The organism is Enterococcus quebecensis (assembly GCF_001730365.1).
In the GTDB taxonomy this organism is placed as follows: domain Bacteria; phylum Bacillota; class Bacilli; order Lactobacillales; family Enterococcaceae; genus Enterococcus_L; species Enterococcus_L quebecensis.
In genome coordinates, this window is sequence record NZ_MIKB01000001.1 from 386,934 (window position 1) to 413,713 (window position 26,780).

General features: G+C 35.1%; 27 protein-coding genes. 3 read left to right on the forward strand and 24 right to left on the reverse strand.

Annotated features, from left to right (window positions below):
* Positions 1 to 13: 13 nt before the first annotated feature.
* From BCR23_RS01725 to BCR23_RS01840, 24 genes are all read right to left on the reverse strand, one after another.
* The gene (locus tag BCR23_RS01725) at positions 14 to 373 is read right to left on the reverse strand and encodes a phage holin family protein (protein ID WP_069633773.1); all 360 of its coding nucleotides are present in this window, start codon (positions 371 to 373) and stop codon (positions 14 to 16) included.
* Positions 373 to 693 carry a PspC domain-containing protein gene (locus BCR23_RS01730; RefSeq protein WP_069633774.1) on the reverse strand — a complete coding sequence of 107 codons (321 nt, stop codon included), beginning with the start codon at positions 691 to 693 and terminating at the stop codon, positions 373 to 375. Before BCR23_RS01730 ends, BCR23_RS01725 begins: the two co-directional genes overlap by 1 nt.
* 167 nt (positions 694 to 860) lie before the next feature.
* Positions 861 to 2,459, reverse strand: a complete 1,599-nt coding sequence (liaX, locus tag BCR23_RS01735; RefSeq protein ID WP_069633775.1) for a daptomycin-sensing surface protein LiaX — start codon at positions 2,457 to 2,459, stop codon at positions 861 to 863.
* Positions 2,460 to 2,706: 247 nt separating this feature from the next.
* The gene (locus BCR23_RS01740) at positions 2,707 to 4,005 is read right to left on the reverse strand and encodes a pyrimidine-nucleoside phosphorylase (RefSeq protein ID WP_069633776.1); all 1,299 of its coding nucleotides are present in this window, start codon (positions 4,003 to 4,005) and stop codon (positions 2,707 to 2,709) included.
* Positions 4,006 to 4,025: 20 nt separating this feature from the next.
* On the reverse strand, positions 4,026 to 5,207 hold the full coding sequence (gene deoB / locus BCR23_RS01745) for a phosphopentomutase (protein WP_069633777.1): 1,182 nt from the start codon (positions 5,205 to 5,207) through the stop codon (positions 4,026 to 4,028).
* A gap of 32 nt (positions 5,208 to 5,239) precedes the next feature.
* Complete coding sequence (locus BCR23_RS01750) at positions 5,240 to 6,421, reverse strand: NupC/NupG family nucleoside CNT transporter (protein ID WP_069633778.1); 1,182 nt, start codon at positions 6,419 to 6,421, stop codon at positions 5,240 to 5,242.
* 70 nt (positions 6,422 to 6,491) lie between these two features.
* Positions 6,492 to 7,160, reverse strand: a complete 669-nt coding sequence (gene deoC, locus BCR23_RS01755) for a deoxyribose-phosphate aldolase (RefSeq protein ID WP_069633779.1) — start codon at positions 7,158 to 7,160, stop codon at positions 6,492 to 6,494.
* Positions 7,161 to 7,299: 139 nt separating this feature from the next.
* Positions 7,300 to 8,238 carry a sugar-binding transcriptional regulator gene (locus BCR23_RS01760; RefSeq protein WP_069633780.1) on the reverse strand — a complete coding sequence of 313 codons (939 nt, stop codon included), beginning with the start codon at positions 8,236 to 8,238 and terminating at the stop codon, positions 7,300 to 7,302.
* 313 nt (positions 8,239 to 8,551) lie between these two features.
* Entirely contained in the window at positions 8,552 to 9,223 is a 672-nt protein-coding gene (gene phoU, locus BCR23_RS01765) for a phosphate signaling complex protein PhoU (protein WP_069633781.1), read from the reverse strand.
* 18 nt (positions 9,224 to 9,241) lie between these two features.
* A complete protein-coding gene (gene pstB / locus BCR23_RS01770) occupies positions 9,242 to 10,000 on the reverse strand; it encodes a phosphate ABC transporter ATP-binding protein PstB (protein ID WP_069633782.1) in 759 nt (252 codons plus the stop codon).
* A gap of 10 nt (positions 10,001 to 10,010) precedes the next feature.
* Entirely contained in the window at positions 10,011 to 10,811 is an 801-nt protein-coding gene (pstB, locus tag BCR23_RS01775; RefSeq protein WP_069633783.1) for a phosphate ABC transporter ATP-binding protein PstB, read from the reverse strand.
* A 16-nt stretch (positions 10,812 to 10,827) separates the two neighbouring features.
* The gene (gene pstA / locus BCR23_RS01780) at positions 10,828 to 11,712 is read right to left on the reverse strand and encodes a phosphate ABC transporter permease PstA (protein WP_069633784.1); all 885 of its coding nucleotides are present in this window, start codon (positions 11,710 to 11,712) and stop codon (positions 10,828 to 10,830) included.
* Positions 11,712 to 12,632: a phosphate ABC transporter permease subunit PstC gene (gene pstC, locus BCR23_RS01785; protein ID WP_069633785.1), complete on the reverse strand. Its 921-nt coding sequence runs from the start codon at positions 12,630 to 12,632 to the stop codon at positions 11,712 to 11,714. The genes pstA and pstC overlap by 1 nt, the downstream gene beginning before the upstream one ends.
* A gap of 256 nt (positions 12,633 to 12,888) precedes the next feature.
* The gene (locus BCR23_RS01790; protein WP_069633786.1) at positions 12,889 to 13,743 is read right to left on the reverse strand and encodes a phosphate ABC transporter substrate-binding protein PstS; all 855 of its coding nucleotides are present in this window, start codon (positions 13,741 to 13,743) and stop codon (positions 12,889 to 12,891) included.
* Positions 13,744 to 13,929: 186 nt separating this feature from the next.
* The gene (gene cls, locus BCR23_RS01795; protein ID WP_069633787.1) at positions 13,930 to 15,378 is read right to left on the reverse strand and encodes a cardiolipin synthase; all 1,449 of its coding nucleotides are present in this window, start codon (positions 15,376 to 15,378) and stop codon (positions 13,930 to 13,932) included.
* Between the two features lie 103 nt (positions 15,379 to 15,481).
* Positions 15,482 to 16,366 carry a permease-like cell division protein FtsX gene (ftsX, locus tag BCR23_RS01800; protein ID WP_069633788.1) on the reverse strand — a complete coding sequence of 295 codons (885 nt, stop codon included), beginning with the start codon at positions 16,364 to 16,366 and terminating at the stop codon, positions 15,482 to 15,484.
* A complete protein-coding gene (gene ftsE / locus BCR23_RS01805) occupies positions 16,359 to 17,045 on the reverse strand; it encodes a cell division ATP-binding protein FtsE (protein ID WP_069633789.1) in 687 nt (228 codons plus the stop codon). The genes ftsX and ftsE overlap by 8 nt, the downstream gene beginning before the upstream one ends.
* Before the next feature lie 107 nt (positions 17,046 to 17,152).
* A protein-coding gene (gene prfB / locus BCR23_RS01810; RefSeq protein ID WP_141706664.1) for a peptide chain release factor 2 occupies positions 17,153 to 18,254 on the reverse strand; the annotation gives its coding sequence in 2 pieces (ribosomal slippage) (positions 17,153 to 18,181 and positions 18,183 to 18,254; 1,101 coding nt in all).
* Between the two features lie 80 nt (positions 18,255 to 18,334).
* A complete protein-coding gene (gene secA, locus BCR23_RS01815; protein WP_069633791.1) occupies positions 18,335 to 20,866 on the reverse strand; it encodes a preprotein translocase subunit SecA in 2,532 nt (843 codons plus the stop codon).
* A gap of 336 nt (positions 20,867 to 21,202) precedes the next feature.
* A complete protein-coding gene (hpf, locus tag BCR23_RS01820) occupies positions 21,203 to 21,754 on the reverse strand; it encodes a ribosome hibernation-promoting factor, HPF/YfiA family (RefSeq protein ID WP_025869219.1) in 552 nt (183 codons plus the stop codon).
* 137 nt (positions 21,755 to 21,891) lie between these two features.
* Positions 21,892 to 22,578 (reverse strand): ComF family protein, encoded by a 687-nt coding sequence (locus BCR23_RS01825; protein WP_069633792.1) that lies wholly within the window; start codon positions 22,576 to 22,578, stop codon positions 21,892 to 21,894.
* On the reverse strand, positions 22,568 to 23,896 hold the full coding sequence (locus BCR23_RS01830) for an ATP-dependent helicase ComFA (protein ID WP_069633793.1): 1,329 nt from the start codon (positions 23,894 to 23,896) through the stop codon (positions 22,568 to 22,570). Before BCR23_RS01830 ends, BCR23_RS01825 begins: the two co-directional genes overlap by 11 nt.
* Positions 23,897 to 24,035: 139 nt before the next feature.
* Positions 24,036 to 24,362 (reverse strand): PTS sugar transporter subunit IIB, encoded by a 327-nt coding sequence (locus BCR23_RS01835; protein ID WP_069633996.1) that lies wholly within the window; start codon positions 24,360 to 24,362, stop codon positions 24,036 to 24,038.
* Positions 24,363 to 24,486: 124 nt separating this feature from the next.
* Positions 24,487 to 24,774 carry a DUF7662 domain-containing protein gene (locus tag BCR23_RS01840; RefSeq protein WP_141706665.1) on the reverse strand — a complete coding sequence of 96 codons (288 nt, stop codon included), beginning with the start codon at positions 24,772 to 24,774 and terminating at the stop codon, positions 24,487 to 24,489.
* 179 nt (positions 24,775 to 24,953) lie between these two features.
* Between BCR23_RS01840 and BCR23_RS01845 the strand changes: the two genes are divergently transcribed.
* From BCR23_RS01845 to BCR23_RS01855, 3 genes are all read left to right on the forward strand, one after another.
* Complete coding sequence (locus BCR23_RS01845) at positions 24,954 to 25,613, forward strand: YigZ family protein (protein WP_069633795.1); 660 nt, start codon at positions 24,954 to 24,956, stop codon at positions 25,611 to 25,613.
* Positions 25,603 to 25,839: a DUF2829 domain-containing protein gene (locus BCR23_RS01850; RefSeq protein ID WP_069633796.1), complete on the forward strand. Its 237-nt coding sequence runs from the start codon at positions 25,603 to 25,605 to the stop codon at positions 25,837 to 25,839. The genes BCR23_RS01845 and BCR23_RS01850 overlap by 11 nt, the downstream gene beginning before the upstream one ends.
* Positions 25,840 to 25,914: 75 nt before the next feature.
* Positions 25,915 to 26,679 carry a 3-oxoacyl-ACP reductase gene (locus BCR23_RS01855; RefSeq protein ID WP_069633797.1) on the forward strand — a complete coding sequence of 255 codons (765 nt, stop codon included), beginning with the start codon at positions 25,915 to 25,917 and terminating at the stop codon, positions 26,677 to 26,679.
* Positions 26,680 to 26,780: the final 101 nt, after the last annotated feature.

Here is a 26,780-nt window from a genome sequence, read left to right on the forward strand (position 1 = left end):
TTGGGTTTTATCCTTATTCACCGTATTTATCTAAATTCCGCTCACTGACAATTGCATTGACTAATGACATAATTACTGCCATTAAGATTGCTGCTCCAAAGCTGGAAAAACCAAAATTCATTTCTCCAACAAATGAAGAAGTCATCTTCAAAATCGCTGCATTTACAATGAAGCTAAACAATCCAAATGTAAGTAAAGTAAGTGGAAGGGATAAAATCGTTAACACTGGTTTTACTAGCATATTCAATATGGAGAGCACAAATGCTGCAACGACTGCCATCCAGATACTTCTTACAAAAATCATATTGGGGAAAATTACTGATAGTGACACAAAGGTCAACGTATTAACGATCAAACGTTGAAAATACGTCATTAGAAGTCACTCCAGTCATCATCATTCACTTTTTCCGCTTGTTTTCTTTGTTTTTGTTCGTTAGCATAGGGGTTGGCATTACGAGTATTTCTGTTGTATGGATTTTGATGTCCATAGTAGTTGCTGTTTTTGTTTCTACCTGAAGGAATCAAAATAGCCAAAACAATATATAGAAAAATTGGGCTGCCAATAAAGATGAAACTAGCCACCACATAAATCACACGCACAATCGTTGGATCGATCCCTAACCACTCTGCAATTCCCGCCAAGGTTCCTGTTAAAACCACATTATTAGGAGATTTTGTCAATCGTTTTCTCATTTCTTTCACCTCTTGTCTCTTAGATTTTACACTAGAATGGATGAAGAATCATCCTTTTTTCACTCATTTCTCTTTCCAATAGTTAAGATGGAGCCAAATTTTGACTACGACTCTTAACTATCGGTTGAGAAATTTATATTTGCTTAAGCGATCACTGCTCTACACATTTATTTATCCGTGTCTTTTAAATAAATGTTTCCTGTTGTTGTAGAAGCATTGATTTGTGCCATATCGTCTTCATTCAATCGTCTGAATTGTAATAATTGATTGGTTCTTTCTTTCTTCTCACGAATGACCTCATAGTCACTCAAACGGCTATTGATACTGCCTAAACTCGTTTTTACAGTACCTTCTATACCTAGTTCAGCCGGTAATGCAATCTTTACATTTCCATTAACCGAACTTGCTTCTATCTTGCGTAATGTTTTTTCTTTAGCTGTAATGCGAACATCACCATTAATCAATGAAACACCGATTGTTTGAGGTGTTGCAGCGATCGTTACTGTACCATTCACAGTTTCAATAATATTGTCTAAGATTTCGCCATCCAAAACTTTAATATCTCCATTTACACCTTCGATTTCAAGCATTGTTGCATCGATTTTGTTAAACGTGATAGAACCATTCGTTGACTTTGCATATACATCTTTTGCTTTTAAATCTTCTACAGACACATTACCATTCAATAATTTGATTGAAACATGGTCAAATGTGCGTTCTGGTAAGTAGAAAACTAAATCTGCACGTACACGCTTGTTAGGAATTTGGAATGAAATAACTTCATCATCTACATCAATTTGGCTTCTTTCCAAAAATGCTTCAAGTGGTGTTTCGGCATCCATTTTTCCATAAAGCTTGATTTTTCCTTCTACTTTAACATCTGCTTGATCCCACGTTTTGAAAACAATATTTCCGTTAGCAACTTTAACATCAATCAAACTTGCTTGTGGTGTTGGGTAATTGAATTCATGATCAAATTTTGTTGTAGCAACACCAGGTACTTTAAAGCTAACATCTTTCCATTCCATATTATCATTCATTGTTTCTGAGAATGAATTAAATGTTTTCTTAAGAAAAGAACCTAGTTGAGAACCTGCTTCACTCATTTTTTCCCCAACTTGATTGATCGTATCTGTTGCTTGATCTTTCCAGTCATCAGGAATATCAAATTTTGATGTAACACGGTCTTTTGTCTCAGACCATTGTTCTTTGCGAATATTTTTTAATTCTGCTTCTAAAGTAATCTTTTCTTGATTTCTTTCATCTAAAGAATCTTCTAAAGACTTAATTTCTGTTTCTAAGGAAGTTCTTAAATCTAAATCTTCGTTTACTAATTCTCCTAATTCTTCTTTTGTGTTTAATTCCATCAATTTTTCTTGTGCTTCTTTGATTTCTTCTTTAACACCTGCAATTTCAGCGTTGATTTCATCTAACTCTACCGATGTACGGTTTGCTTCTGTTGCTAGATCATCAAGGATTTTTTCTAGACGCTCATGATCCTGTGCTTCTTTTGCTTTAACGTCTTCGTCAGAAACTTCAGGTTCAACAACCTCTTCCTTTTGTTCTTCTAACTTATTTAATAAATCTACAACTTTGTCATTTTCTATTGTATCAACAGTTGGGTTCGTTACATTTACTTTGTCGGCAGCTTTTTTGATTTGTTTCTCATCTTTTTCTGTCGCCATGTTTTCTAGTAAGACCAAAGCTTCCTCTGAAGATAGGATACCTTTTTTAACTAAGTCTAATACTCTTTCTCTTTCTTTCATGGAAATTGCCTCCTTAGCAAATTTTTCACCCGAGGGTGTTTTCCTTATGTACCTATTATGCCTTCTTTTTTATTCTTTGTCATAGGACTTAAGAATGAATTTTATCCTGTACTTCCGTACAATATCAAAAATCATAAAAAAGAAGAAGATAATCTCGTATTGAGTAATATCTTCTTCTTATTATATGTTAGATTATACAATCAACCATTCCGAAAGCGCCTTTCATTCGATAAACAATTGACTATTCTTAAGAAATTTGTTTGTAAATCAATTTAGGAGCTTGTCCTTTACCACCGATTTGGATGTTCTCTTTGATCATAGCTTCTACTTCAGAAATATCTGTTTTATTTGCATGGACAGTAACAAGAGAATCTCCAACTTTAACGTTATCTCCAATTTTCTTGTTTAACACTAGACCAACAGCTAGATCAATTTCATCTTCTTTAGTTGCTCGGCCGGCACCTAATTTCATAGCTGCAACACCAATAGCATCTGCAACTATTTCAGATACAACACCCTCTTTATCCGCTGTTACTTCAAACGTATACTCTGCTTGAGGTAATAATTCAGGATTTTTCACCCATTCAGGGTTACCACCTTGATTTTTAACGAATACTGCAAATTTTTCCAAAGCTGAACCGTCTGCAATCACACCAAGCAACATTTGACGTGCTTCATCTAAAGAATCTGTTTTTCCTGCTAGGACAACCATTTGACTACCTAAAGTTAAAACTAACTCTGTCAAATCCTCTGGTCCGTTTCCTTTTAATGTATCAATCGCTTCTTTAATTTCTAAAGAGTTTCCGATTGCAGCACCTAAAGGTTGAGACATATCAGAGATGATCGCCATTGTTTTTCTTCCAACAAGATTTCCGATACGAACCATTGCTTCAGCTAATTTTTCAGCATCTTCTTCTGTTTTCATAAAGGCACCTGCACCTGTTTTTACATCTAAAACAATCGCATCTGCACCAGCAGCAATTTTCTTACTCATGATTGATCCAGCAATCAAAGGTATCGAACTAACTGTTCCTGTTACATCACGTAGTGCATAAATTTTCTTATCAGCTGGCGTTAAGTTTCCAGACTGACCAATAACAGCAATTTTATCTTGATTAACAATATTGATAAACTCTTCATCACTGATTTCGATATGGAAACCATCGAATGATTCCAATTTATCCAATGTTCCGCCAGTATGGCCTAGACCACGACCAGACATTTTTGCAAAAGGAATATCTAATGCAGCAATAAGTGGAGCTAATACTAATGTTGTTGTATCTCCAACGCCACCAGTAGAATGTTTATCCACTTTTACGCCTTCAATACCAGATAAATCGATAACATCACCTGAATCAACCATTGCAAGAGTTAAGTTAGCGCGTTCTTCATCTGTCATATCTTGGAAATAAATAGCCATTAACAATGCACTTGCTTGATAATCTGGAATTGTTCCAGCAGTATAACCATCAATAAAAAATTTAATTTCTTCTTTTGTTAGTTCCAATCCGTTGCGCTTTTTTTCAATAACGTCGACCATTCTCATCTTTATCACCATTCCTTTTTTTATTTTAAATCTGCTAAGAAGCTAGTACCATAATCTGGCATCTTCACATTAAAGTTATCCGCCACGGTTGCGCCAATATCAGAAAATGTTTTTCTCAAGCTTAGTTCCTGACCTTTTGAGAAACGTTTAGAATAAACTAATAATGGTACGTACTCCCTAGTATGATCTGTTCCTTTGTACGTAGGATCATTCCCATGATCTGCTGTAATAATCAATAAGTCATCTTCTTTTAATTTAGAAAAAACTTCTGGTAATCGTTGATCAAATTCTTGTAATGCTTCTCCGTAACCCAAAGGATCTCTCCTGTGTCCAAATACAGCATCAAAATCAACTAGATTTAAAAAGCTCATTCCATGAAAATCTTTATCTAACAATTCGATAAACTTATCCATGCCATCCATATTTGATACTGTACGAATGCTTTCAGTCACACCTTCACCATCAAATATGTCAGATATCTTACCTAGTGCTATTGAATCTAATCCGTTTTCCTTTAACGTATCCATAACTGTTTTATCAAAAGGTTTCAATGCATAATCATGACGATTTGCAGTACGTTTGAATGTATCTTTCGATGTTCCAACAAATGGTCTAGCAATGATACGTCCTAACATATACGGTTCATCTCTCGTAATTTCACGAGCATATTCACAAATACGATACAATTCTTCTAAAGGAATAATTTCTTCATTCGCTGCAATTTGTAAAACAGAGTCTGCTGAAGTGTAAACAATCAATGCACCTGTCTTAAGTTGTTCTTCTCCAAGTTCTTCAAGAATTTCTGTCCCGCTGGCAGCTTTATTGCCAATGATTTCTCTTCCTGAGAATGATTTGATCTTTTCTAACAACTCATCTGGAAATCCATCTGGAAAAACTCTGAAAGGTTTATCAATGTATAATCCCATGATTTCCCAGTGACCAGTCATTGTATCTTTACCGGCAGAGGTTTCCTGCATTTTCGTATAGTAACCTAAAGGCTCGTCTACTTTTTGAACACCAGATATTTCTTCAATATGTGACAATCCTAAAGCGCCCATATTAGGAAGATTTAATCCATTCATTTCTTTAGCAATATGGCCAAGCGTATGCACGTCAAAATCATCAAAATCATTTGCGTCTGGTGCCTCACCTATTCCTACAGAATCCATTACGACAACATGTATTCTTTTAAATTCTTCCATTCTTTTTCACCTCATCAGTTAAACTTAAAAAATTAATAAATTAATCCAACGATTGTTGCTGTTAAACAACTAACAAGTGTTGCGCCGAATAATAATTTTATACCAAAGCGTGCAACCACATTCCCTTGTTCTTCATTCAAACTTTTAACAGCTCCTGAGATGATACCGATTGAAGAAAAATTAGCAAAAGAAACTAAGAAAACAGAAATGATTGCTGTTGTTCTGCCTGAAAATTCGATTGAAGTCGTTGTTAAATTAGTCATAGCAACAAATTCATTAGAAACTAGTTTCGTTGCCATGATACTTCCAGCATCTACAATTTCGCTTGCTGGTACACCCATCAAGAATGCAAATGGTGCAACTAAATAACCAATAATATCTTGGAACGAAATTCCGAAAATCCCTTTAAAAATTGCGTTGATCATTGTAATAACTGCTACAAACCCGATCAACATCGCTGCAACCGTAATTGCTACATGGAAACCATCCATGATATACTCTCCCAGCATTTCAAAAAAGGATTGCTCTTTTTCATCTTTTACTTCTAAAACATCTTCTTCATCTGTCACTTCGTAAGGATTGATTACCGATGTAATGATAAATCCGCCAAACAAGTTTAAAACAATAGCGGTTACAACATACTGAGGTTTCAATAAAAACATATAAGAACCTATAATAGCCATTGATACAGTTGACATCGCTGAAGCACATAATGTATATAGTCGGTGTTTTGGTAATAGTCCTAATTGTTTTTTTACAGAAATAAACACTTCTGATTGACCTAAAATAGCTGAAGCAACAGCATTATAAGATTCTAACTTACCCATGCCGTTGACTTTACTCAATGCAAGGCCAATATATTTCACAATAAACGGAAGAATTTTAAAATACTGTAAAATTCCAATTAATGCAGATATAAAAACGATTGGTAATAAAACGCCAATAAAAAATGAGCTTGCGTCTGGATTAACTAGTCCTCCAAAAACAAAGTTTACACCTTCACTAGCATATAATAGTAAATTATCAAAACCTTTTGCAATTCCTTCAATAACGAAATTACCTGCACTTGTATTCAGTAATACAAATCCTAAAAGAAATTGTAACGCCAACATAATGACAACTGGTTTAAATTTAACCTTCTTACGATCGCTACTCGTTAACCATGCAATTCCTACAAAAAACACCAAACCTATACAGCCAATTAAATATTTCATGTTCTCCTCCAATTTGAACTCGTTTACATTCTTTTGTAAAAGTAAGCGAGTTGCTTACTTTATTCTTTTTTTAATATCCGTTTCCTTGATCAGATGAGTCACCTGAAACAATAGAAACTCCTGCACTTGCACCGATTCTTGATGCTCCTGCTTTAATCATTGCGTCTACATCTTCTTTTGTACGAACTCCGCCGGAAGCTTTTACGCCAACATTAGGTCCTACAGTTTTTCTCATCAATGCAATATCTTCTGCTGTTGCCCCACCAGTTGAAAAACCAGTTGACGTTTTAACAAAATCAGCTCCTGCTTTGACAGATAATTCAGAAACAGTAACAATCTCTTCTTTTGTAAGTAAGCATGTTTCAAGAATAACTTTTACAAGTACATTTCCTGATGCCTCAACAACGGCACGAATGTCTGCTTCTACAGTTTCTAAGTCGCCAGATTTTAAAGCTCCTACATTGATAACCATATCAACTTCTGTAGCTCCATTGGCAATAGCATTTTTTGTTTCAAAAGCTTTAGTTTCAGATGTATTAGCACCTAAAGGAAAACCAATTACAGTACAAACGTCAACGCCTGAACCTTTTAATTCAGTACTAGCTAGGTTAACCCAATAAGGATTCACACAAACCGATGCGAACTGATACGTTTTAGCTTCTTGACAAAGTTTTACAATCATATCTTTTGTTGTTTCAGGTTTTAATGCTGTATGATCAATCATTTTTGCAATATCCATTATTACACTCCTTTAGTTTTTATACTTGTATTATACACTCAACAAGAACATTTGTAAACAACATCATGAAATTATGTTCAATTAATAAAAAAATAAATAGGAACGTTTTTTTAGTCCCTATTTATTCTATAAATAATCTCTATAGATTCAATAACCCTTCAGCTGCAATTTGATCAATGATAAGTACATTTGCATATTTACCCGCCAATGCACCATCAATAGCTTTGATTTTTCGCGAACCACCTGCTACTAAAATTGCTTTTTCTTTTTCTCTTAGTTCTGATAGTTCAATACCAATTGTTCGTTCGTTGATCTTCTGGCTGCATATTTCACCACTACTATCAAAAAATCGTGAACAAATATCCCCAACTGCTTGTTCTTTAAGAAGCTTTTCCTCTTCTTCACTAAAATAACCTAAACGAAATAACAAGGCTTCGTCTCTAACTGTTCCCACTGTAAACAGTGCAATATTTGCTTGTTTTCCTTTAGAGATGATTTTTTGAATATGCCGATCTTGCTCAACCATTTTTTTTACTTCTGCATTGTCAAAAATAACTGGTAGTGGCAATTGTACCGCTACAGTATGAAACGCTTTTTCAAATAAAGTCAACGTTTCATTGGCATATGTGTTCACACTAGAGTGGCTGATACCACCTTTTAGTTGAACAATTTCCACACCTACTCTTTCTTGGGAATCTAGTTTTCTTGCAATCTCATACATAGTTGTTCCCCAACTGACTCCTAAAATATCTCCATTTTTGATTGTTTCTTCCAAATATTCAGCTGCATATGAGGTTAGATATTCCGTTATCACTTGATAATTAGGTTCAGGTGAAAAGACAACATGTACTTCTAATAAGTCATATTTTTCTTTAAGACGTTTTTCAAGTTCGAATAAATCGGAAAATGGATCGGAGATTGTAATCTGCACGTAACCTTTTTCCTTAGCATAATTCAGCAATCTAGAGATCGTTGGACGGGAAAGATCTAATTTTTTTGCAATTTCCTGTTGACCAAGACCAGATTGGTAATACAATCTAGCAGCTTCGATACTAAGTTGTTGTTTTTGATTATCCATATTTATAGTCCGTTCTTTATATTTTCTTCAATTATAGCAAGAAAAAATGGCTAAAACAAACCACACTTCCTTGGTTAATTAAATAAATAGTTCCTAACTCTTCTGTTTTATCTTTGTCAAAACTTAAACATTCAGCAACAAAAATTATAATGGTTAGGTTTCCCAATATATCTGTATAATACATCTTGAATGAAATATTGTAAACACATTAATGAAATTTTGTTCAAAATGATTTTTATTTTTACGTTTTTCAGATTTTTATACTAAAAAAAAATACCCCGATAAGATTATCGAAGGTAATTTTTGCTACTTGTTATTCATCATGAGGATTATTCAACTCTGTGATTTTGCCTGTTGCTAAATAAACAATCCATTCACAGATATTCGTCACATAATCGCCAATACGTTCCAAATAAGTCGCTACATGGAGATAATCTGTTCCACTTACAACCGTTTCAGGATTGGCTTGCATCGCTTTGATAGAATGTCTATAGATACTATCAAAATATTCGTTTACTCTTGTGTCCATTTTTGCGATCATTCGTGCATCTTTTTGATCTGTCTTTACGTAAGCTATCAAAACATTATCAACCATTTTCTTAACATAATCAGACATATCTGATATTTCTTTTTCAATCTCAGGAATACGTGTCTCACCTTTTAAACGAATCGTTGATTTAGCAATTGATACAGCGTGATCTGCCATTCTTTCTAAATCAGAACTAGCTTTCATAACAGTGATAATCATTCTTAAATCTGTTGTTACTGGTTGCTGTAAGGCGATCATTTCAAAGCTTTTCTTTTCTAATTTTACTTCCATATCATTAATTTCTACATCATAATCGATCACTTCTTGGGCTATTTTTTTATCATGATTAATGTAAGCACGTACAGATTTATGTACCACATTACTTACCATCATGCCCATTTCATAAAATTGGTTATGAAGATTTAACAATTCTTCTTCAAATTGGCTACGCAACATGTGTCTTCCTCCTTTTATTTACCCAAATTTTCCAGAAATGTAATCTTCTGTTTGTTTTTCTTTAGGGTTCAAGAATATTTTTTTGGTATCATTAAATTCTATCAATTCACCTTGCAAAAAGAAAGCCGTTTTATCAGAAATCCGAGAAGCCTGAGACATATTATGAGTCACCATAATCATTGTATACTTTTCTTTTAACGTTAAGAGCATATTTTCAATTTTCCCACTGGAAACAGGATCCAATGCACTTGTTGGCTCATCAAGTAAAATGATATCTGGATCAACCGCTAAAACACGAGCAATACACACACGTTGTTGTTGTCCGCCTGATAAAGATAGAGCACTTTTGTGCAGCTTGTCTTTTACATCTTCCCAAACAGAAGCAGCCTTTAAACTGGTTTCAACCGCTTCGTCTAAAACCTGCTTGTCTTTTTCTCCTTTTAAACGTAACCCGTAGATCACATTTTCATAGACAGAAAAAGGAAATGGATTCGGTTGTTGAAAAACCATTCCGATTTCTTTACGCAGATCCACGATGTCCGTTTTAGGACCGTAGATATCTTTACCTTTGTAAAGCACACTCCCAGTAATCGTAACACCTGGAATCAAATCATTCATTCGATTCAACGAACGGAGATAAGTAGATTTTCCGCAACCAGAAGGACCGATCATAGCAGTGATTTCTCCTTGATTGATACTTAAATCAATCCCTTTTAAAGCTTCTTTTTTGCCGTAATACAAATGCAAATCTTTTGATGAAATAATTTCTTTTGTCATCTTGCTCCTCCTAACCAAAATGCCCAGAAACGTAATCTTCTGTCGCTTGAATTTTTGGTCGTGTAAAGATTTTTCTTGTTTCATCGTATTCGATTACTTTGCCTAAATAGAAGAAGGCAGTATAATCACTGATCCGAGCAGCTTGCTGCATATTATGTGTCACGATGATAATCGTATAGTCATCTTTTAAATTAACTAGTGTCTCTTCCACTTTTCCGGTTGAAATTGGATCTAATGCACTCGCTGGCTCATCTAAAAGTAAAATATCCGGTTTCATAGCAATAGCCCTAGCAATACATAAACGTTGTTGCTGACCACCTGATAAAGCCAAGGCACTTTTATCTAAGTTGTCTTTGACTTGATCCCAAAGTGCGGCTTGTTTTAAACTTGTTTCAACAATTTCATCTAACTTTTTCTTATCTTTTTCACCATGTTGTTTTAACGCAAATGTGATATTTTCATAAATTGATTTACTAAACGGATTAGGACGTTGAAATACCATGCCAATTCGTTTACGCATTTCATAAACATCAACTTCTTTTGTATTCACGTTTACACCTTTGTACATGATGTTTCCTGTAACTTTGGTGTTAGCGATCCCATCATTCATGCGGTTCAACGAACGTAAATAAGTCGATTTCCCACAGCCAGAAGGGCCAATCAAAGCAGTGATTTTATTTTTTTCAAACTCTAAATCAACACCTTTGATTGCTTCATTATCGCCATACCAGACATGTAAATCATCGGTATGAAGTGCAATCGGTTCTGGTAATTTAATAATATTTGTGTCACTTAAATTATATTCTTTCATTCTGATTCCCCTAACATTAGGCTGATGTCATTCTTTTATACAGTCTGTTTCCGATGAAACGAGCGCCGAAATTAAATAGCAATACGACTAAAATCAGAACTGCTGAAGCACCAGCGGAAACTGCTGCTCCATCTGGCATTGTTCCTTCTGTATTAATTTTCCATATATGAACTGCTAGCGTTTCTGCTTGACGGAAAATACTGATTGGGCTTGAGACACTCAATGGATTCCAGTTACTGAAATCTAACGCTGGAGCACTTTGTCCAGCAGTATAGATCAATGCAGCAGCTTCACCAAAAATTCTTCCAGAACTCAAAATTACACCCGTTAAAATTCCTGGTAACGCCTCTGGAACAACAACTTTTGTAACAGTTTCCCAACGAGATAAACCTAAGGATAGTCCCGCTTCTCGTTGTGTATAATGAACAGCTTTTAAAGATTCTTCAACATTTCTTGTCAGTAAAGGTAAATTGAAAAATGTTAACGCCAAAGCTCCAGATATAATTGAAAAACCATAGCCCATCTGTATAACAAAAATCAAGAACCCAAACAAACCAACAACAACTGAAGGTAGTGAACTCAAAATCTCAATCGAAGTTCTAATAAGATCTGTCACCCAATTTTTCTTTGCATACTCAGACAAATAGATACCGGCACCTAAAGAAATAGGAAAACTAATCAGCATTGTAATCAACAATAAATAAAGTGAGTTAAATAGTTGAATCCCAATACCACCACCTGCTTGATAGGCTTTAGAAGGTTTTGTCAAGAAGTTCCAAGAGATATGTGGAACACCTCGAACCAAAATATAAAGCAGCAATGCCGCTAAAATTAAAACAATAATGCCTGAAATAGTGTATAAGACACCTGTTGCAAATTTATCTGCTTTTTTTGCATTCATTATTTCAAGGCTCCTTTCCTACCGATGATCCGAATAATGATATTAAATAGTAAAGACATCAATAGCAAAATCAAGGCTAGTGACCAAAGTACATTATTTTCTACTGTTCCCATAATCGTATTTCCAATGCCCATTGTCAAAATACTCGTTAATGTTGAAGCAGGTGTTGTTAAACTAGCTGGCATAACCGCAGCATTACCAATAACCATTTGAATCGCTAATGCCTCACCAAAAGCACGAGCCATTCCAAAAACAACAGCTGTCAAAATTCCTGGAACTGCAGCTCGTAAAACAACTTTATAAATTGTTTGCCAACGAGTCGCTCCTAAAGCCAACGAGGCTTCTCTATAATGTCGTGGAACAGATTTTAATGCGTCAACTGTCATCGTTGTTACTGTGGGCAAAATCATAACAAAAAGTACAAATGTTCCTGCTAAGATCCCAAACCCTGTACCTCCAAAAATCGAACGAATAAAGGGCACGATTACAGACAAGCCAATAAATCCGTACACAACAGAAGGTATCCCAACTAACAATTCAATAACGGGTTGCAAAATTTTTGAGCCTTTCTTTGGAGAAATTTCTGTCATAAAGACAGCTGCCCCTATTGCAAATGGTGTTGCAATGATCGCTGACATAAAAGTTACGATAAACGATCCAGCAATCATCGGTAATGCGCCTACCATTGGCTTACCATCCGTTCCTGTTTCACTTGGATTCCAATTTGTACCAAATAAGAAATCAGAAAGTTTTATTTTATTTGTAAAAAAGGTCGCTAACCCTTTACTTGCTACAAAATAAAAGATCGATAGGACAACTAAAACAATCAAAGCAATACAAAGAAAACTAATAAATTTCCCTCGTTGTTCCATTCTGGCACGCTTTGATTTGGTTAACAATTTTTTCTGTACATCCTCCAAGAAAATTCCTCCTTAAATTAAAAGCGTAGCAGGCAAGCCTACGAAGCTAGATAACATAAAAGCTAAACAGGTCCATTCAATCTCAACTGAAAAATATGATTAAGGTATTTTGCCACAATCAAATTCTATCTTTTATAATAAATGTTCCGTTTTTCAATAATTTCCATAACAAATTCAGTTTAACTTTCCAACATAAATTTGCGTTTAATAACATGTAAATCTTATGTTAAGTTTGTAAATTTTGTGTAAAGAGCAATTATTTGATGAGATTTCCTTGCCAGTCCCGCTCTACTTCCATTTTAGAAACAGGAATATACCCCAATTGTCCAATGATTTTTTCTTGTACATCATCTGATAACATGAAAGATAAGAATTCTTCTGTCAATTGCTTTGGTTTTCCTAACGTATACATATGTTCATATGACCAAATTGTCCATTTATTGCTTGTAACATTCTCATCTGTTGGCTTCACACCGTCAACGCTTAACGTATTAACTTCATCGTTAACATAAGAAAAAGCTGTGTAACTGATTGCTCCTGGCGTATCTGCGACAATAGAGCGAACCATTCCACTTGAATCTTGTTCTTGCGCTTGAATTGCTGTTTTGCCATCTAATACCCAGCGTTCAAAAGTAGCCCGTGTACCACTTCCAGCAGCACGATTCAGCATAACAACAGGAATGTCTTTTCCCCCGACTTCTTTCCAGTTTGTAATTTCACCTAAAAATATTTTTTTGAGATTTTCTAATGTGATATCTGATACACCGATGTTCTTATTTACAATTGGTGTGATTCCTACTACTGCAACTCTGTGATCTGTTAGTTTAGACGCATCGATTCCTTTCTTTTCTTCTGCAAATAAATCTGAATTTCCAATATCGACAGCGCCAGTCTGAACTTGACTTAATCCTGTACCGCTACCGCCGCCCTGAACATTGATAAAACGACCTGGGTGCTGACTTTGATACTCTTCAGCAGCTGTTTCAACCAAAGGTTGTAACGCTGATGAACCTACCGCTGTAATTGATTCACCTCGATCAATCCACTTGGCACAGCCTGATAAAGTTAGTATTCCCATTAGACTAAAAAATAATAGCATTTTCTTTTTCATTTATCTGATAATCCTCCAAACTCAATTCAATCAATTCATTTTAACATTAACTGTTTCAGTTTAAAATTATAAGTTTCCAAAGTAATCTTTTTTTCATAATAAAATAACAATGGAACCTCTCAAAGTAGTAAAAAAAACCAAAATAAAAAGTACAATCAATAATTCGAATTGCACCTTTTATTTTCATTATAGTAATGGTGAAATCAGACGTGCTAGTCCTTCTTTCAATTTGATAAGTACACCTCTACTTTGGTACTTTTCTTCAGTTAAAAGATCTGATACTTTTGAGTCTTCATAAAAAGCATTTCTCACTTCTTCTGAAAATTCTTGATCATAAATAATCGTGTTAACTTCAAAATCCAAACGGAAAGAGCGCACATCAATATTAGCCGAACCAACAGAAACTATTCCACCATCAATAATCATTGTTTTGGCATGTATAAAACCATGTTCGTAAGTCTCAATAATAGCTCCATATTCTAATAATTCAGCTGAAAAAGAATAGGTAGCCCAATAAACAAGCATGTGATCTGGTTTATTAGGTATTTGCATACGAACTTTAACTCCTGATAATAACGCTAATTTCAACGCCTCATGAATAGAAGCATCTGGTATATAGTAAGGCGTTTGAATAAGTATTTCTTTTTTTGCTATTGAAATCATTTTCAAATAGGTCATCTTGATTTGTTCAAGCTCCGAGTCAGGACCGCTAGTCACAACTTGAACTGCTTTTTTTCCATCAGAGGTAATTGAGGGAAAATAAGCTGAATCGTAACTTAGTTCTTTACGATGCTGCGAATTCCAGTCCATCAAAAACCGATTTTGCAAACTGTATACGGCCTCACCATGAATCCTCAAATGATTATCACGCCAGTAACCAAATTTTTTGACACTACCTAAGTATTCATCCCCAACATTAAATCCGCCTGTATAACCAATTTTACCATCAATCACAACAATTTTTCGATGGTTTCGGTAATTAATTCGAGGGTTTAAATACGGTACAAATAATGGAAAGAAAAAAGCAATTTCTCCACCCATACTTCTTAATTCCTGAAAAAATTTCATATTTACCTGAGTTGATCCCCAGGCATCTAAAAGTAATCGAACCTTAACCCCTCTTTTGACCGCATTGATCAATTCTTGTCGTATTTCTTTACCTAATGTATCTCCACGATATATATAATATTCCATATGAATATGGTCTTTTGCTTGTCGAATATCTTCGATCAGTCCATCAAATTTTTCTCTTCCATCCGTATATAAACGAATGTCATTGTTTGTCGTATATAAGGAACTTTCAAATATAGTTAGCATGTAAATCAGCTGTTTTGAATCAACTTCTCCTGTCGGTGGATGCGGGAAAAGACCTCTCAATAAAGATTGTTTCTCGGATTCTATTTCCGCATTCATACCAATTTTTACCTGCATCTTCATATCAAAAATTTTGTCTTTAGAAATACCTCGGCCAAAGAAAATATAAAGAATAAATCCCAGGACTGGGATAAACATCAGTACCAACAACCACGACCAAGTTTGAGCTGTTTGTTTTCGTTCTCGAAAAACAATAATCAATGATAATAGCATATTAGCGATAAAAATAATAACAAATAAATTATCATACAAAAATTTCATTTATTCACCCCAATTATGTATTCCATACATTCCTTTGTAAAGCATAACGAACTTATGAAAATAAGTAAAGAAAAAGCAGACAACAATGTCTGCTTTATTTGTATTAAATTTTTAAGAAACGACGCATTGAAATGATTGAACCTAAAGATCCGATTGTCATCCCAATCACTACCATCAATAGATCAATTTGCCAAACAAATGATTCAGGTTTTAACAGTGAATAATTTGAACTTAGCAATTGTGGATTAAATAGCGTGTAGAATTTTTCATAACCGAAAGTTAATACCAAGATTGGAATAATCGCTCCAATTAAACCGATCCAAGCACCTTCTATAAAGAATGGCCAACGAATGTAACCATTTTTAGCACCCACCAAACGCATGATTTGGATTTCTCTTTGACGAGAAATGATCGTGATACGAATCGTATTAGATATCAAGAATACTGCGACAAATAATAGTAAAATTGCGGCTCCTAGTCCCCATGTTCTAACTTTTGCTGCAATGCTAAATATCTTGTCTGATGAAACACCACCATAATCTGCTTTAAATACATTTGGTAATTTTGCAGCTTTTTCTGATATTTTTTTTGTATCTGATGGTTCTTTTGCACTTACTAGATATACATCATACAATGGATTACTGTCACCTTCAAAAAGATTCCAAGCTTCACCCATTTGTTTTTGGATTTTCTTTAATTGTTTGTCTTTGTTAGAATATGAAATTGTCGCAACATTATCAATTTTATTCAATTCTTTTTCTAATTTTTGCATTTCATCTGGTGTTGTACCGATGTCAACAAAGACAGATACTGTAACGTTTTCTTCAATATCTTTTGCTAATTTTGTTGCATTAAAAATTACTGCCATAAAAATCCCAACAAGGACTAAAGTAATCGTAACAGCACTGGCAGACGCTATTGTCATCCACCCATTACGTTTTAAACTTTTAATACTTTCTAGGACGTGAGAAAAGAACGTTCTAATCATCGTAGCCATATTCTCCTTCCGCTTGGTCTCGAATAATTCGGCCATTTTCAATAGCGATTACGCGATGACGGATCGTGTTTACAATCGTGCTGTTGTGTGTTGCCATCACAACAGTTGTTCCCTGAGCATTGATCCGATCTAAAAGTTTCATGATTTCCCATGAATTTTCTGGATCAAGGTTTCCTGTTGGCTCATCGGCAATTAGAACTTTAGGCGTATTTACGATTGCACGAGCAATAGAAACACGTTGTTGTTCTCCACCCGATAATTCACTTGGGAAAACTCGCACTTTATGTTTTAAACCAACTAAGTCAAGAACTTCCATTACTCTTTTCTTGATATCTCTTGGTTTACGACCAATAACTTGCATTGCATAAGCAACATTCTCATAGACTGTTTTTTTCGTCAGTAGTTTGTAATCCTGAAAGACGATTCCGATTTCTCTTCTAAGGTAAGGAACTTCAGCATTTTTTATTTTCATCAAATCATGACTAGCGACTTTTAAACGACCTTTTGTTGCTTTTTCTTCACGGTACATTAGTTTAATAAATGTTGATTTACCGGCTCCGGAAGGTCCAACAACATAAACGAATTCACCTTGTTTTATTTCCACTGAAATATTACGAATAGCTGTCGTACCATTCGAATACTTTTTCATTACATCTTTCATTTCAATCATGGCGTATTCTCTCCATCTCTGTTTTCTAGACTATCAATCATTATAACATGACTTTGTTTCAAGGTTCTTTCAACAGTTTACAATTTTGTTTCATTTATATGAATTGCTTAATTTAATTGTTGCTTTAAGTACGCATCAATAAAGCCATCCAAATCTCCGTCCATTACTGCTTGTACATTTCCAGTCTCATAATTTGTTCTATGATCTTTAACCATCGAATATGGATGGAACACATAAGAACGAATTTGTGACCCCCAGCCAATCTCTAATTGTTCGCCACGTAAAGAAGCTGCCTCTTGGGCCTTCTTGTCCATCTCCAATTGATAAAGTTTTGCTTTAAGCATCCCCATCGCTTGTTCACGGTTTTTTAATTGTGAACGTTGCGCTTGACTAGCTACAACTGTACCTGTTGGAATATGAGTGATACGAACAGCTGATTCTGTTTTATTAATATGCTGTCCACCAGCTCCACTGGCACGGTACGTATCAACTTTTAAATCATCTGTATTAATATCAATCTCTACATTTTCATCCAATTCTGGCATGATATCAACTGAACAAAAAGAAGTGTGACGACGCTTGGCAGAATCAAAAGGAGATATACGAACTAAACGATGAACCCCTTTTTCAGATTTTAAATATCCATATGCATTATATCCTTTAATTAAAAGAGTTACACTTTTAATGCCCGCTTCGTCTCCTGCTTGGTAATCTAATGTCTCAACTTGAAAACCATGACTTTCAGCCCAACGTGTATACATTCTAAGAAGCATACTTCCCCAATCTTGAGACTCTGTACCTCCAGCTCCTGGATGGAGTTCCATAATAACATTATTTTTGTCATAAGGCTCGTTTAACAACAATGAAAGTTCATAAATACTTAATTTCTCTTTCAAGGCTAATACACGTTCTTCCAGTTCTACCTGAGTGTCTGAATCATATTCCTCTTGTTGCATTTCACTCATTATCTCTAACTCTTCAAGCTCATCAGCAAATTGATGAAATTGTTGAAACTTCTCTTTGTAAACGTTGGTTTCATTAATTAATTGCTGCGCTATTTCTGAGTTATCCCAAAAACCGGGCTCTGACATTCTGTTTTCTGCTTCCGCAATGTTCTCTTCTAACTGATCTAAGTCAAAGAGACCCCCTGAAACTTGTAATTGATTGATTCATTTCATCTAAAGCAGTTCGGATCTCAGCATTTTCCATGATCTTCTCTTCCTTCCATTTTCAATACTTTAGTACACAACAAACGAAGGTGGGGCGAACGGCCCCACCCTAGTCAATTATTACATATCTTTACCATGACAATTTTTGTATTTTTTGCCACTGCCACATGGACAAGGATCATTACGTCCTATTTTTTCGTCAACATGAACTGGTTTTTGTTTTGCACTTGTGTTACCTTGCGCTTCGTCTTCATCTGAAGGATGACTTGCTTCACCTTGAACGACTTGTTCACGCTGAACATTTTGACGAATTTCTGATTTCATGAATAGACGAGTAACTTCAAACTCAATTGCACCAATCATTTCTTCAAACATATTGTAACCTTCTGTTTGATATTCAACTAATGGGTTGTTTTGTCCATAAGCACGTAAACCTACAGATTGACGTAATTGATCCATTGCATCGATATGGTCTGTCCATTTTGTATCTACAACACGTAGAATAACAACTTTTTGGAATTCTAGAATTTGTTCTGGACCATTTAATTGTTCTACCTTAGTATCATAAACTTCTTGAGCACGTTTCACCAAATATTCTTTGATTTCTTCTGGTGATTTGCCTTCGATATCTGCTTTAGAAATAGAGTCTTCATGAACTAATGTTGAGGCAGAAAAATCTACAATACCTTCAAGATTCCAGTTTTCTTTTTCTAATTGAGTGTGGCTATCCACAACACGAGAGATGGTACGTTTTACCATATTCAATAGTGTTTCAGTCAACTCAGTTTCTTCCATGATCACTTCTTGGCGTTGAGCATAGATAACTTCACGTTGCTCACGCATTACATCATCATATTGTAAAACGTTTTTACGTGTATCATAGTTATTTCCTTCAACACGTTTTTGTGCAGATTCTACTTGTTTACTTAGCATTTTACTTTGAATAACTGCATCTGACTCTTCAATATTCATTCGATCCAAGAATGCTTTGATTCTTTCTGAACCAAAACGTTTCATTAAATCATCTTCAAGTGATAGATAGAATTGAGAAACCCCAGGGTCTCCTTGACGACCTGCACGTCCACGTAATTGATTATCAATACGGCGAGATTCATGACGTTCAGTACCAATAACAGCTAAACCACCAAGTTCGATAACACCAAGACCTAGTTTAATATCCGTACCACGACCAGCCATGTTGGTAGCAATCGTTACTGCACCTTTTTGACCAGCATTCATAATAATTTCTGCTTCTTTAAAGTGATTTTTCGCATTCAATACTTCATGCGGTACTTTTTCTTTATTTAGTAACTCTGATAATAACTCTGAAGTTTCAACAGCAACTGTACCAACTAAGACTGGTTGACCATTATGGTAACGTTCTTTGATGTCTTGAACAACTGCTTTAAATTTACTTTGTAATGTTGGGTAAAGTAAATCTGCACGGTCATCACGAATGATTGGACGGTTTGTTGGGATTTGGAAAACTTGAATATTATAGATTTCACGGAATTCTTCTTCTTCCGTTTTAGCAGTACCTGTCATCCCAGCTAATTTCTTATACATACGGAAATAGTTCTGGAATGTAATTGTTGCCATTGTTTTTGTTTCATCTTCAATCTCTACGCCTTCTTTGGCTTCGATTGCTTGATGCAAGCCATCTGAATAACGACGGCCATCCATGATACGACCAGTAAATTGGTCGACGATCAAGACTTTTCCTTCTTGAACAACGTAATCAATATCACGAAGCATAATAAAATTAGCTCGTAATGCTTGATCCATATGATGAGTTAACGCTGTGTTTTCAATATCATAAAGGTTCTCTAAGCCGAAGTTTTCTTCTGCTTTTTCGATACCTGCTTCAGTTAAGCTAATTGTTTTAGATTGAACATCGATTTTATAATCTTCTTCTTCTTTCAAACGTTTAACGAAGTTATCTGTACGAGTATAAAGAGCTGTTGATTTTTCAGCTTGACCAGAAATAATCAATGGTGTACGAGCTTCATCAATCAAAATTGAATCGACCTCATCAACGATCGCATAATTCAATGGACGTTGTACCATTTGATTACGATATACAACCATATTATCACGCAAGTAATCAAATCCTAGTTCATTATTTGTACTATATGTGATATCGCAATTATAAGCATCGCGTTTTTCTTCTGATGTTTTTGAGTTAATGTTCAACCCAACTGTTAAGCCTAGGAAGTTATACAACTCACCCATTTCATCAGAGTCACGAGTCGCCAAATATTCATTGACTGTTACCACGTGAACACCTTCACCTGTTAAGGCATTTAAATAAACCGGCATTGTCGCTGTCAACGTTTTACCTTCACCAGTTCTCATTTCAGGAATGTTACCATCATGTAAAACAATACCACCCATTAATTGAACGCGATATGGGTATAACCCTAAAACACGTTTTGCAGCTTCACGGACAACCGCAAAAGCTTCTGGTAATAATTGATCTAATGTTTCACCTTTTTTATAACGAGCTTTAAACTCGTCAGTCTTTGCTTTTAGTTCTTCATCGCTTAATGCAGCAATGGCTGAAGCATGACTTTCTACCTGAGTAGCAATGCCATCCAAGCGCTTCAGTTCCTTTTTATCATTTTCAATCATCTTTTTTAAAAAATTCGCCATGTTTTTAAGTGTTCCTTTCAATAAACTCTATTTATTTTTTGCACTAAATGCACAATCATCCTGTCCATTTTATCACTAGTTGGTAAGAAAAGAAATAACTTCTCTTAATATTAATAATATATTATACCATTTTTTATGTAATTCCGCTAAAAATAAGGAAAAGAGACTGCGACAAAACGTATGCCGTCTTGCTCCAGTCTCTTAAAAATCAAGTAGTCGGAAAGAAAATAGCTCTTAGTAGCAATCTCTCTAAAAAATCTGCAAATTTTAATAAATTAGATTATTTTAGTTTTTATTCATTGAACCAAGAGCAAATTTATCTGATTCAACTATTGATTAATCTGTTTCAATTAGTCCATATTTGCCGTCTTTACGACGATAAACAATACTTGTTCCATTGGTTTCTGAATCTTCAAAGATAAAAAAGTTATGTCCTAACATGTTCATTTGTAAAACGGCCTCTTCACTATCCATTGGTTTTAAAGAAAGACGTTTTGTACGAACAATGTCTAATTCTGGCGTTTCTTCTGGTGTCTCTTCACCATTTAAGAAAATAGCTGCTTTCGCAGTATTCATCCCTGTTTCACGAGATTTACGGTTAATTTTTGTTTTAAACTTACGAATTTGTCGTTCTAATTTATCAACTACTAAATCAACACTAGCATATAAATCAGGTGATGTTTCTTCAGCACGTAAAACTAAATATGGTAGAGGAATCGTAACCTCAACTTTTGCTGTTTTTTCAGTGTAAACTTTTAAATTCACATGTACTGTTGCTTCAGGTGAATCACTGAAATAACGTTCTAATTTACCAACTTTTTTCTCTACGTAATCTCGGATAGCTTCAGTAACTTCGATGTTTTCTCCACGCACATTATATCTAAACATAACGATTACCCCTTTCAACTACAACTAAAGAAGGAATAAAAGGACCACTCTGTTATCCTTCTTCTTAATTACATTATAACGAACTATCTTAGTTTTGCCAACAAAATTGCGGTCTAATTTACATTTTAATTATGCTTTTATCTTGCAATAGAAAACGTATACAGTTTTGATGGCTGATTCTCCAAAATAATTTGAGCTGCGTGAAATATTGTACGTCCTGTTGTATAGATATCATCCACTAAAAGAATGTCCGAATTTGCAACAGCTGCTTGTCCTTCTTTTGTGAGTTTAAAGGGTTGTTTTAAGGTTAGTCGCTCTGTTCTTGTTTTTTGTACTTGTGAGAGTCCATCGGTAACTCTTACAAGATATGGTTGGTAGGAAATATTGGCCGCTTCTAGTAATCCTTCAACTTGATTAAAACCTCTAATTTCCATTCGCTCTTTTGAAATTGGCATTGGGATCACTAGAACGTTCTTTTTCTTTTTGAAATAAGCCTGTAAAAAAGAGGTGAAACTATACCTAAGTGTATAATTCCCTTTGAATTTATATTCTTCAAACCATTCTTGCATCGCTTGATTGTATGAGAAAAGTGCTTCATGATGAAAATCATAATTCGGGTAACATTCTTGCCACCGTAGGCAGTCACTACAATACTTGTTCTTTGTCTGACGCTGACAACCATAACAGCAGTCTTTGAAAGCTAGTCTTTGAAATTCGTTAGCACAGATTGAACATAATTGCTCCGTTAAAATTTTTTTAGGTATTAAAATTTCTTTGATTGTTAAATTTCTATTAATTGATTGTCCACAGTAGTTACATCTCATCAATCAGTTCTCTTTCTATGCCTAAGGAATTCATTTTTTTAATTTGTCTAATGGCTTCTTTCATCCCTTTTGTGCAACCATCATGCAAAAACCAGACTTCACCAGCTGTATATTCTTTTCTTCGATCCACTCGTCCAGCAATTTGAACAAGCGCTGAGGTTGTAAAAACGTTGTGATTGGCGCCTAAAACAATCACTGATACACCATCAAATGTCACGCCTCTTTCTAATATTGTCGATGTTATTAGAATTCGATACTCTTTATTTCTCATTCCCATTACTTTTTCTAAACGATCTGGATCTTTGGAATGAACAGAAGCTAATGGTGCTTTCGGAAATTGCTTTTCAACGACTACTTTCAATTGCTCCATCATTGAAATAGTCGGGCAAAAAATCAGCACGTCATTTTTACTCACTAACGTGCGAATTTTAGCGATTAATTCTCTCGGACTATTTCCACGTTTAATTTTTTGCTGCCACTTATGACACCATTTTATTTTTGGAACTGGTAACTCTCTTCGATGATAGCGAGCTGGCAAAATGCTTGTATGCAACTTTTTTTGTTGTGTTTGTCTAATTAGTTCTTTTGTTGGTGTTGCCGTTAAATAAACAAGCGAACTATGATACTTGATAGCTTGTTGCACCCCATATCGCAGTAAAGAATTACCCACAAAGGGGAAAGCATCTACTTCATCAATAATCAACACATCAAACGCCTGACGAAACCGTAACAACTGATGTGTGGTACATACTAGCAATTTAGTATAACGATAAGCTTCTTCCATCTTTCCATGAAGAAGAATCATCTCTTCATCAGGAAAAACAGCTTGTATTCTAGGAAAAAGTTCCAAACAAACATCTACTCTAGGCGACGCAACACCGATTCGATACCCAGATTCTAAACAATAATGAATCATTTTAAATAACATTTCTGTCTTTCCTGCACCAGTTACAGCCCAAATCATTCTCGATTCAGCTTTCTTTACAGATGTTAATAATTTATCCGACACCTCCTGCTGTCCTTTTGTAAGTTCTCCTTCCCAGACAAAATAAACGGCTCTTTTTATCGATTCGGGTTCCGGTAAATGATAAAACATTTGACTTGTGTCTACTCGACCTAATTGAATACACGCTGGACAAAAGAACGAACCACTCACTAATTGAACCTCTCGTTTATTATGAATCTGACCGCAACGCAGGCATTGTATTTCTTTTTCATTCTGAACTTTCATCGTCGGTAATTTTTGACTATGTTCTTCTATCCCTTCAATACCAGTGATTTCTTTTTTTAAGACTTTCCTTCCCCATAGTTCTTTCATTTTTTTCCCCTCCACTATAATATACGCATCTTTTATATGATATTTTTTTACATTGAAGAAATACGAGAAAAAAGAAAAAAGATGAGACAGAAGTAAAAATCACTTTTGTCTCATCCATATCGCACTTAGAAATAATAGTTTACTCTTTATTACCAATCAAATTCAAGGCTTGCTGTAGAACTTTCTCACCGTTCATCATTCCGTAGTCTGCCATATTGATTACTTCTAGAGGGATCCCTTTCGGCTCTAAACGTTTTTCAAAATCACCTTTCATAAAACGAACTTGAGGACCTAATAATAATACATCCACAGGTTTGCTTTCTAAGTTGTTGTCAGCTTCTGAAGCAGAGACCGCAAAAATATCCGCATCTACTCCTTGTGCATCAGCCGCTTTTTGCATTTTTGTTACTAGTAAACTTGTGCTCATCCCAGCAGAACATACAAGCATAATTGTTTTTTGAGCCACTTTCATCCATCTCCTTCTATATATCTATAATATAACGTATTTTCTTTCTATATTAAATATATTATAGTGAACACCTATTTTTTGTCAACGCTTTCCTCTTTTTGCTTCATTGGCACTTAATCACTTATACAAGCCACTTTGATTTCAATAACTTATTAAAAACAACATATTCTTTTTCAATATTTATTTGCACAACTTGATAACTAGCATTCAACCAACCATACGCTCCTTTTTCTGGATGCTTATAGTCATTGGCCCACCAATCAACATCCATTCGTGCTGTTTTCGGAAGTCCAGAATGAGGAAAAAGTAGCTCGTCAAATTGGGTAAAAGTCAGAGTTACTTGTGAACCGCCATTGGTTGTTAAATAATGGGTAACGCTATCATATTTCTTTTGACGCTCTTTTGCCAAATTCTCCACTCCTTTCGCTTAAAGTATAACGACACACCTTTTTCTATTCAAAATTCTTGTAATTATTATCTCATAAATACTTAAAGAAGCAAACGATGCTCTCTCATTTAAAACGAACGGTTGCATCTCTTTCAGATTTTTTTTATACTTAAGACATTATCTAGAAAAGGAATGAGAAAATGCTTGAAAGTTATTTTACCATTCGTTCTGATGGAGAAAGTGAAATCGAGATAAAAAAATCGCGGTTTATCTGTGCTCTTAAACGTGTTTATTCCGAAGAAGAAGCAAAAGATTTTATCGCTCAAAAGAAAAAAGAACATTGGAAAGCAAATCATAATTGTAGTGCTTTTGTAATTGGCGAAAAAAACGATATTCAACGCAGTAGTGATGATGGCGAACCTAGTGGAACAGCAGGTGTGCCTATGCTAGAAGTCCTTAAAAAACAGGAGCTAATCAATGTTGCAGCAGTTGTTACTCGATACTTTGGCGGGACTAAATTAGGTTCTGGCGGTTTGATTCGAGCGTATAGCCATGCAGTTTCTAACGCTTTAACTGACATTGGTTTGGTCGAAGGAAAGTTGCAACAGGAAATTCGCTTAACAATCAGTTATGCAAATTTAGGAAATGTTCAAAATTTTATGGAAAATAATCCCTATACGTTACAAGACACAATTTATGGTGAACATGTCGAAGTCCTTTGTCTTGTTGATGAACCAAAAACAGAGCTATTTATGGCGGAAATCATCGAGCAATTAAATGGCCAGGTTACTTTTGAAAAAGGCGAATGTTCTTATCATGAAATACCGATTACTGAAAAGGAGCAAGTAGATGACATTTGAAGAAGTACTACCTCAGATTAAAAAAGGGGCAAAAGCTGTAAGATCAGGTTGGAGTGGTTTTGAATTATACATTGAACTAAGAGATGAGATTGGAACATCAGATGGTACCTTCCTCCAAGTTACTCCTTATTTTTTGATTAAAACATCTGATGAGGGATATAGTATGTTTTCACCAACAGTTTGTGACATACTGGCACAAGACTGGAAAATAGTCAACGTAGATTAAAATTTTGGAACAAACTAGGACGCTTTATATAAGTTGTCCTAGTTTTTCTTGTTACTATAAAAAAGGAGTAATAGTATGCATTTCGACGAATATAAGAAAAAAACAATTTTTGTTACAGGAGCAGCTTCTGGTATTGGTCAAGCTCAAGCCATTGCTTTTATCAGTCAAGGAGCAAATGTTTTAGGTATGGATCTTGATGCAGTTGGTTTAGCTGAGACAGCTGAAAAAGCGAAAAACGCAACAGGTCACTTTTCATCCTATGTAGGCGATGTTACTAAAGAAAATGAGATCATTTCAGCTATAGAGAAAGCAAATGGACTATTCGGTATGATACATATTTTATTGAATACAGCTGGTATTTTGGATAACTACGCACCCACTTTGGAAACATCTGAAGAGCTATGGGATCGTGTTCTATCTGTGAATTTAAAGGGAACATTTTTGGTGACCAATCAAATTCTACCGCAAATGCTGAAACAAAAACATGGTGTGATCATCAACATGGCTTCTATTGCAGGAATGGTTGCTGGAGGCGGTGGTGCAGCTTATACAGCTTCAAAACATGCAATTATTGGTTATACAAAGCAATTGGATCATGATTATATTAAACAGGGAATTCGAGCAAATGCTATTGCTCCTGGTGCTATCCAAACGCCAATGAATGCTGCTGATTTTGCCGGAGATGGCAAGATAGCAGAATGGGTGGCTAATGAAACGCCTGCTGGCCGCTGGGCAAAACCAGAAGAAGTTGCTTCATTAACATTATTTTTAGCGAGCGAAAACGCAGATTATATTCACGGAACTGTAATGACCATTGATGGCGGTTGGCTAGAAAAGTAATGTGGTTATACTTTACAAAATATGTAATCTTCGGTACCATGAAAAACAGTGAAGAAATTCACACTATGACACTTCAGTTGGCTGTGCTTTTAGCAGTCACG

Excerpts from the sequence above, each read along its gene's own strand:
- BCR23_RS01830 (WP_069633793.1), bottom strand. The coding sequence starts at position 23,896 with ATGAAAGAACTATGGGGAAGGAAAGTCTTAAAAAAAGAAATCACTGGT.
- pstA (WP_069633784.1), bottom strand. The coding sequence starts at position 11,712 with ATGAATGCAAAAAAAGCAGATAAATTTGCAACAGGTGTCTTATACACT.
- pstB (WP_069633782.1), bottom strand. The coding sequence starts at position 10,000 with ATGACAAAAGAAATTATTTCATCAAAAGATTTGCATTTGTATTACGGC.
- BCR23_RS01740 (WP_069633776.1), bottom strand. The coding sequence starts at position 4,005 with ATGAGAATGGTCGACGTTATTGAAAAAAAGCGCAACGGATTGGAACTA.
- ftsX (WP_069633788.1), bottom strand. The coding sequence starts at position 16,366 with ATGATTAGAACGTTCTTTTCTCACGTCCTAGAAAGTATTAAAAGTTTA.
- cls (WP_069633787.1), bottom strand. The coding sequence starts at position 15,378 with ATGAAATTTTTGTATGATAATTTATTTGTTATTATTTTTATCGCTAAT.
- pstB (WP_069633783.1), bottom strand. The coding sequence starts at position 10,811 with ATGAAAGAATATAATTTAAGTGACACAAATATTATTAAATTACCAGAA.
- BCR23_RS01730 (WP_069633774.1), bottom strand. The coding sequence starts at position 693 with ATGAGAAAACGATTGACAAAATCTCCTAATAATGTGGTTTTAACAGGA.
- BCR23_RS01725 (WP_069633773.1), bottom strand. The coding sequence starts at position 373 with ATGACGTATTTTCAACGTTTGATCGTTAATACGTTGACCTTTGTGTCA.
- liaX (WP_069633775.1), bottom strand. The coding sequence starts at position 2,459 with ATGAAAGAAAGAGAAAGAGTATTAGACTTAGTTAAAAAAGGTATCCTA.
- deoC (WP_069633779.1), bottom strand. The coding sequence starts at position 7,160 with ATGGATATTGCAAAAATGATTGATCATACAGCATTAAAACCTGAAACA.
- hpf (WP_025869219.1), bottom strand. The coding sequence starts at position 21,754 with ATGTTTAGATATAATGTGCGTGGAGAAAACATCGAAGTTACTGAAGCT.
- BCR23_RS01855 (WP_069633797.1), top strand. The coding sequence starts at position 25,915 with ATGCATTTCGACGAATATAAGAAAAAAACAATTTTTGTTACAGGAGCA.
- ftsE (WP_069633789.1), bottom strand. The coding sequence starts at position 17,045 with ATGATTGAAATGAAAGATGTAATGAAAAAGTATTCGAATGGTACGACA.
- BCR23_RS01850 (WP_069633796.1), top strand. The coding sequence starts at position 25,603 with ATGACATTTGAAGAAGTACTACCTCAGATTAAAAAAGGGGCAAAAGCT.
- BCR23_RS01760 (WP_069633780.1), bottom strand. The coding sequence starts at position 8,238 with ATGGATAATCAAAAACAACAACTTAGTATCGAAGCTGCTAGATTGTAT.
- secA (WP_069633791.1), bottom strand. The coding sequence starts at position 20,866 with ATGGCGAATTTTTTAAAAAAGATGATTGAAAATGATAAAAAGGAACTG.
- BCR23_RS01845 (WP_069633795.1), top strand. The coding sequence starts at position 24,954 with ATGCTTGAAAGTTATTTTACCATTCGTTCTGATGGAGAAAGTGAAATC.
- BCR23_RS01750 (WP_069633778.1), bottom strand. The coding sequence starts at position 6,421 with ATGAAATATTTAATTGGCTGTATAGGTTTGGTGTTTTTTGTAGGAATT.
- deoB (WP_069633777.1), bottom strand. The coding sequence starts at position 5,207 with ATGGAAGAATTTAAAAGAATACATGTTGTCGTAATGGATTCTGTAGGA.
- phoU (WP_069633781.1), bottom strand. The coding sequence starts at position 9,223 with ATGTTGCGTAGCCAATTTGAAGAAGAATTGTTAAATCTTCATAACCAA.
- BCR23_RS01790 (WP_069633786.1), bottom strand. The coding sequence starts at position 13,743 with ATGAAAAAGAAAATGCTATTATTTTTTAGTCTAATGGGAATACTAACT.
- BCR23_RS01825 (WP_069633792.1), bottom strand. The coding sequence starts at position 22,578 with ATGAGATGTAACTACTGTGGACAATCAATTAATAGAAATTTAACAATC.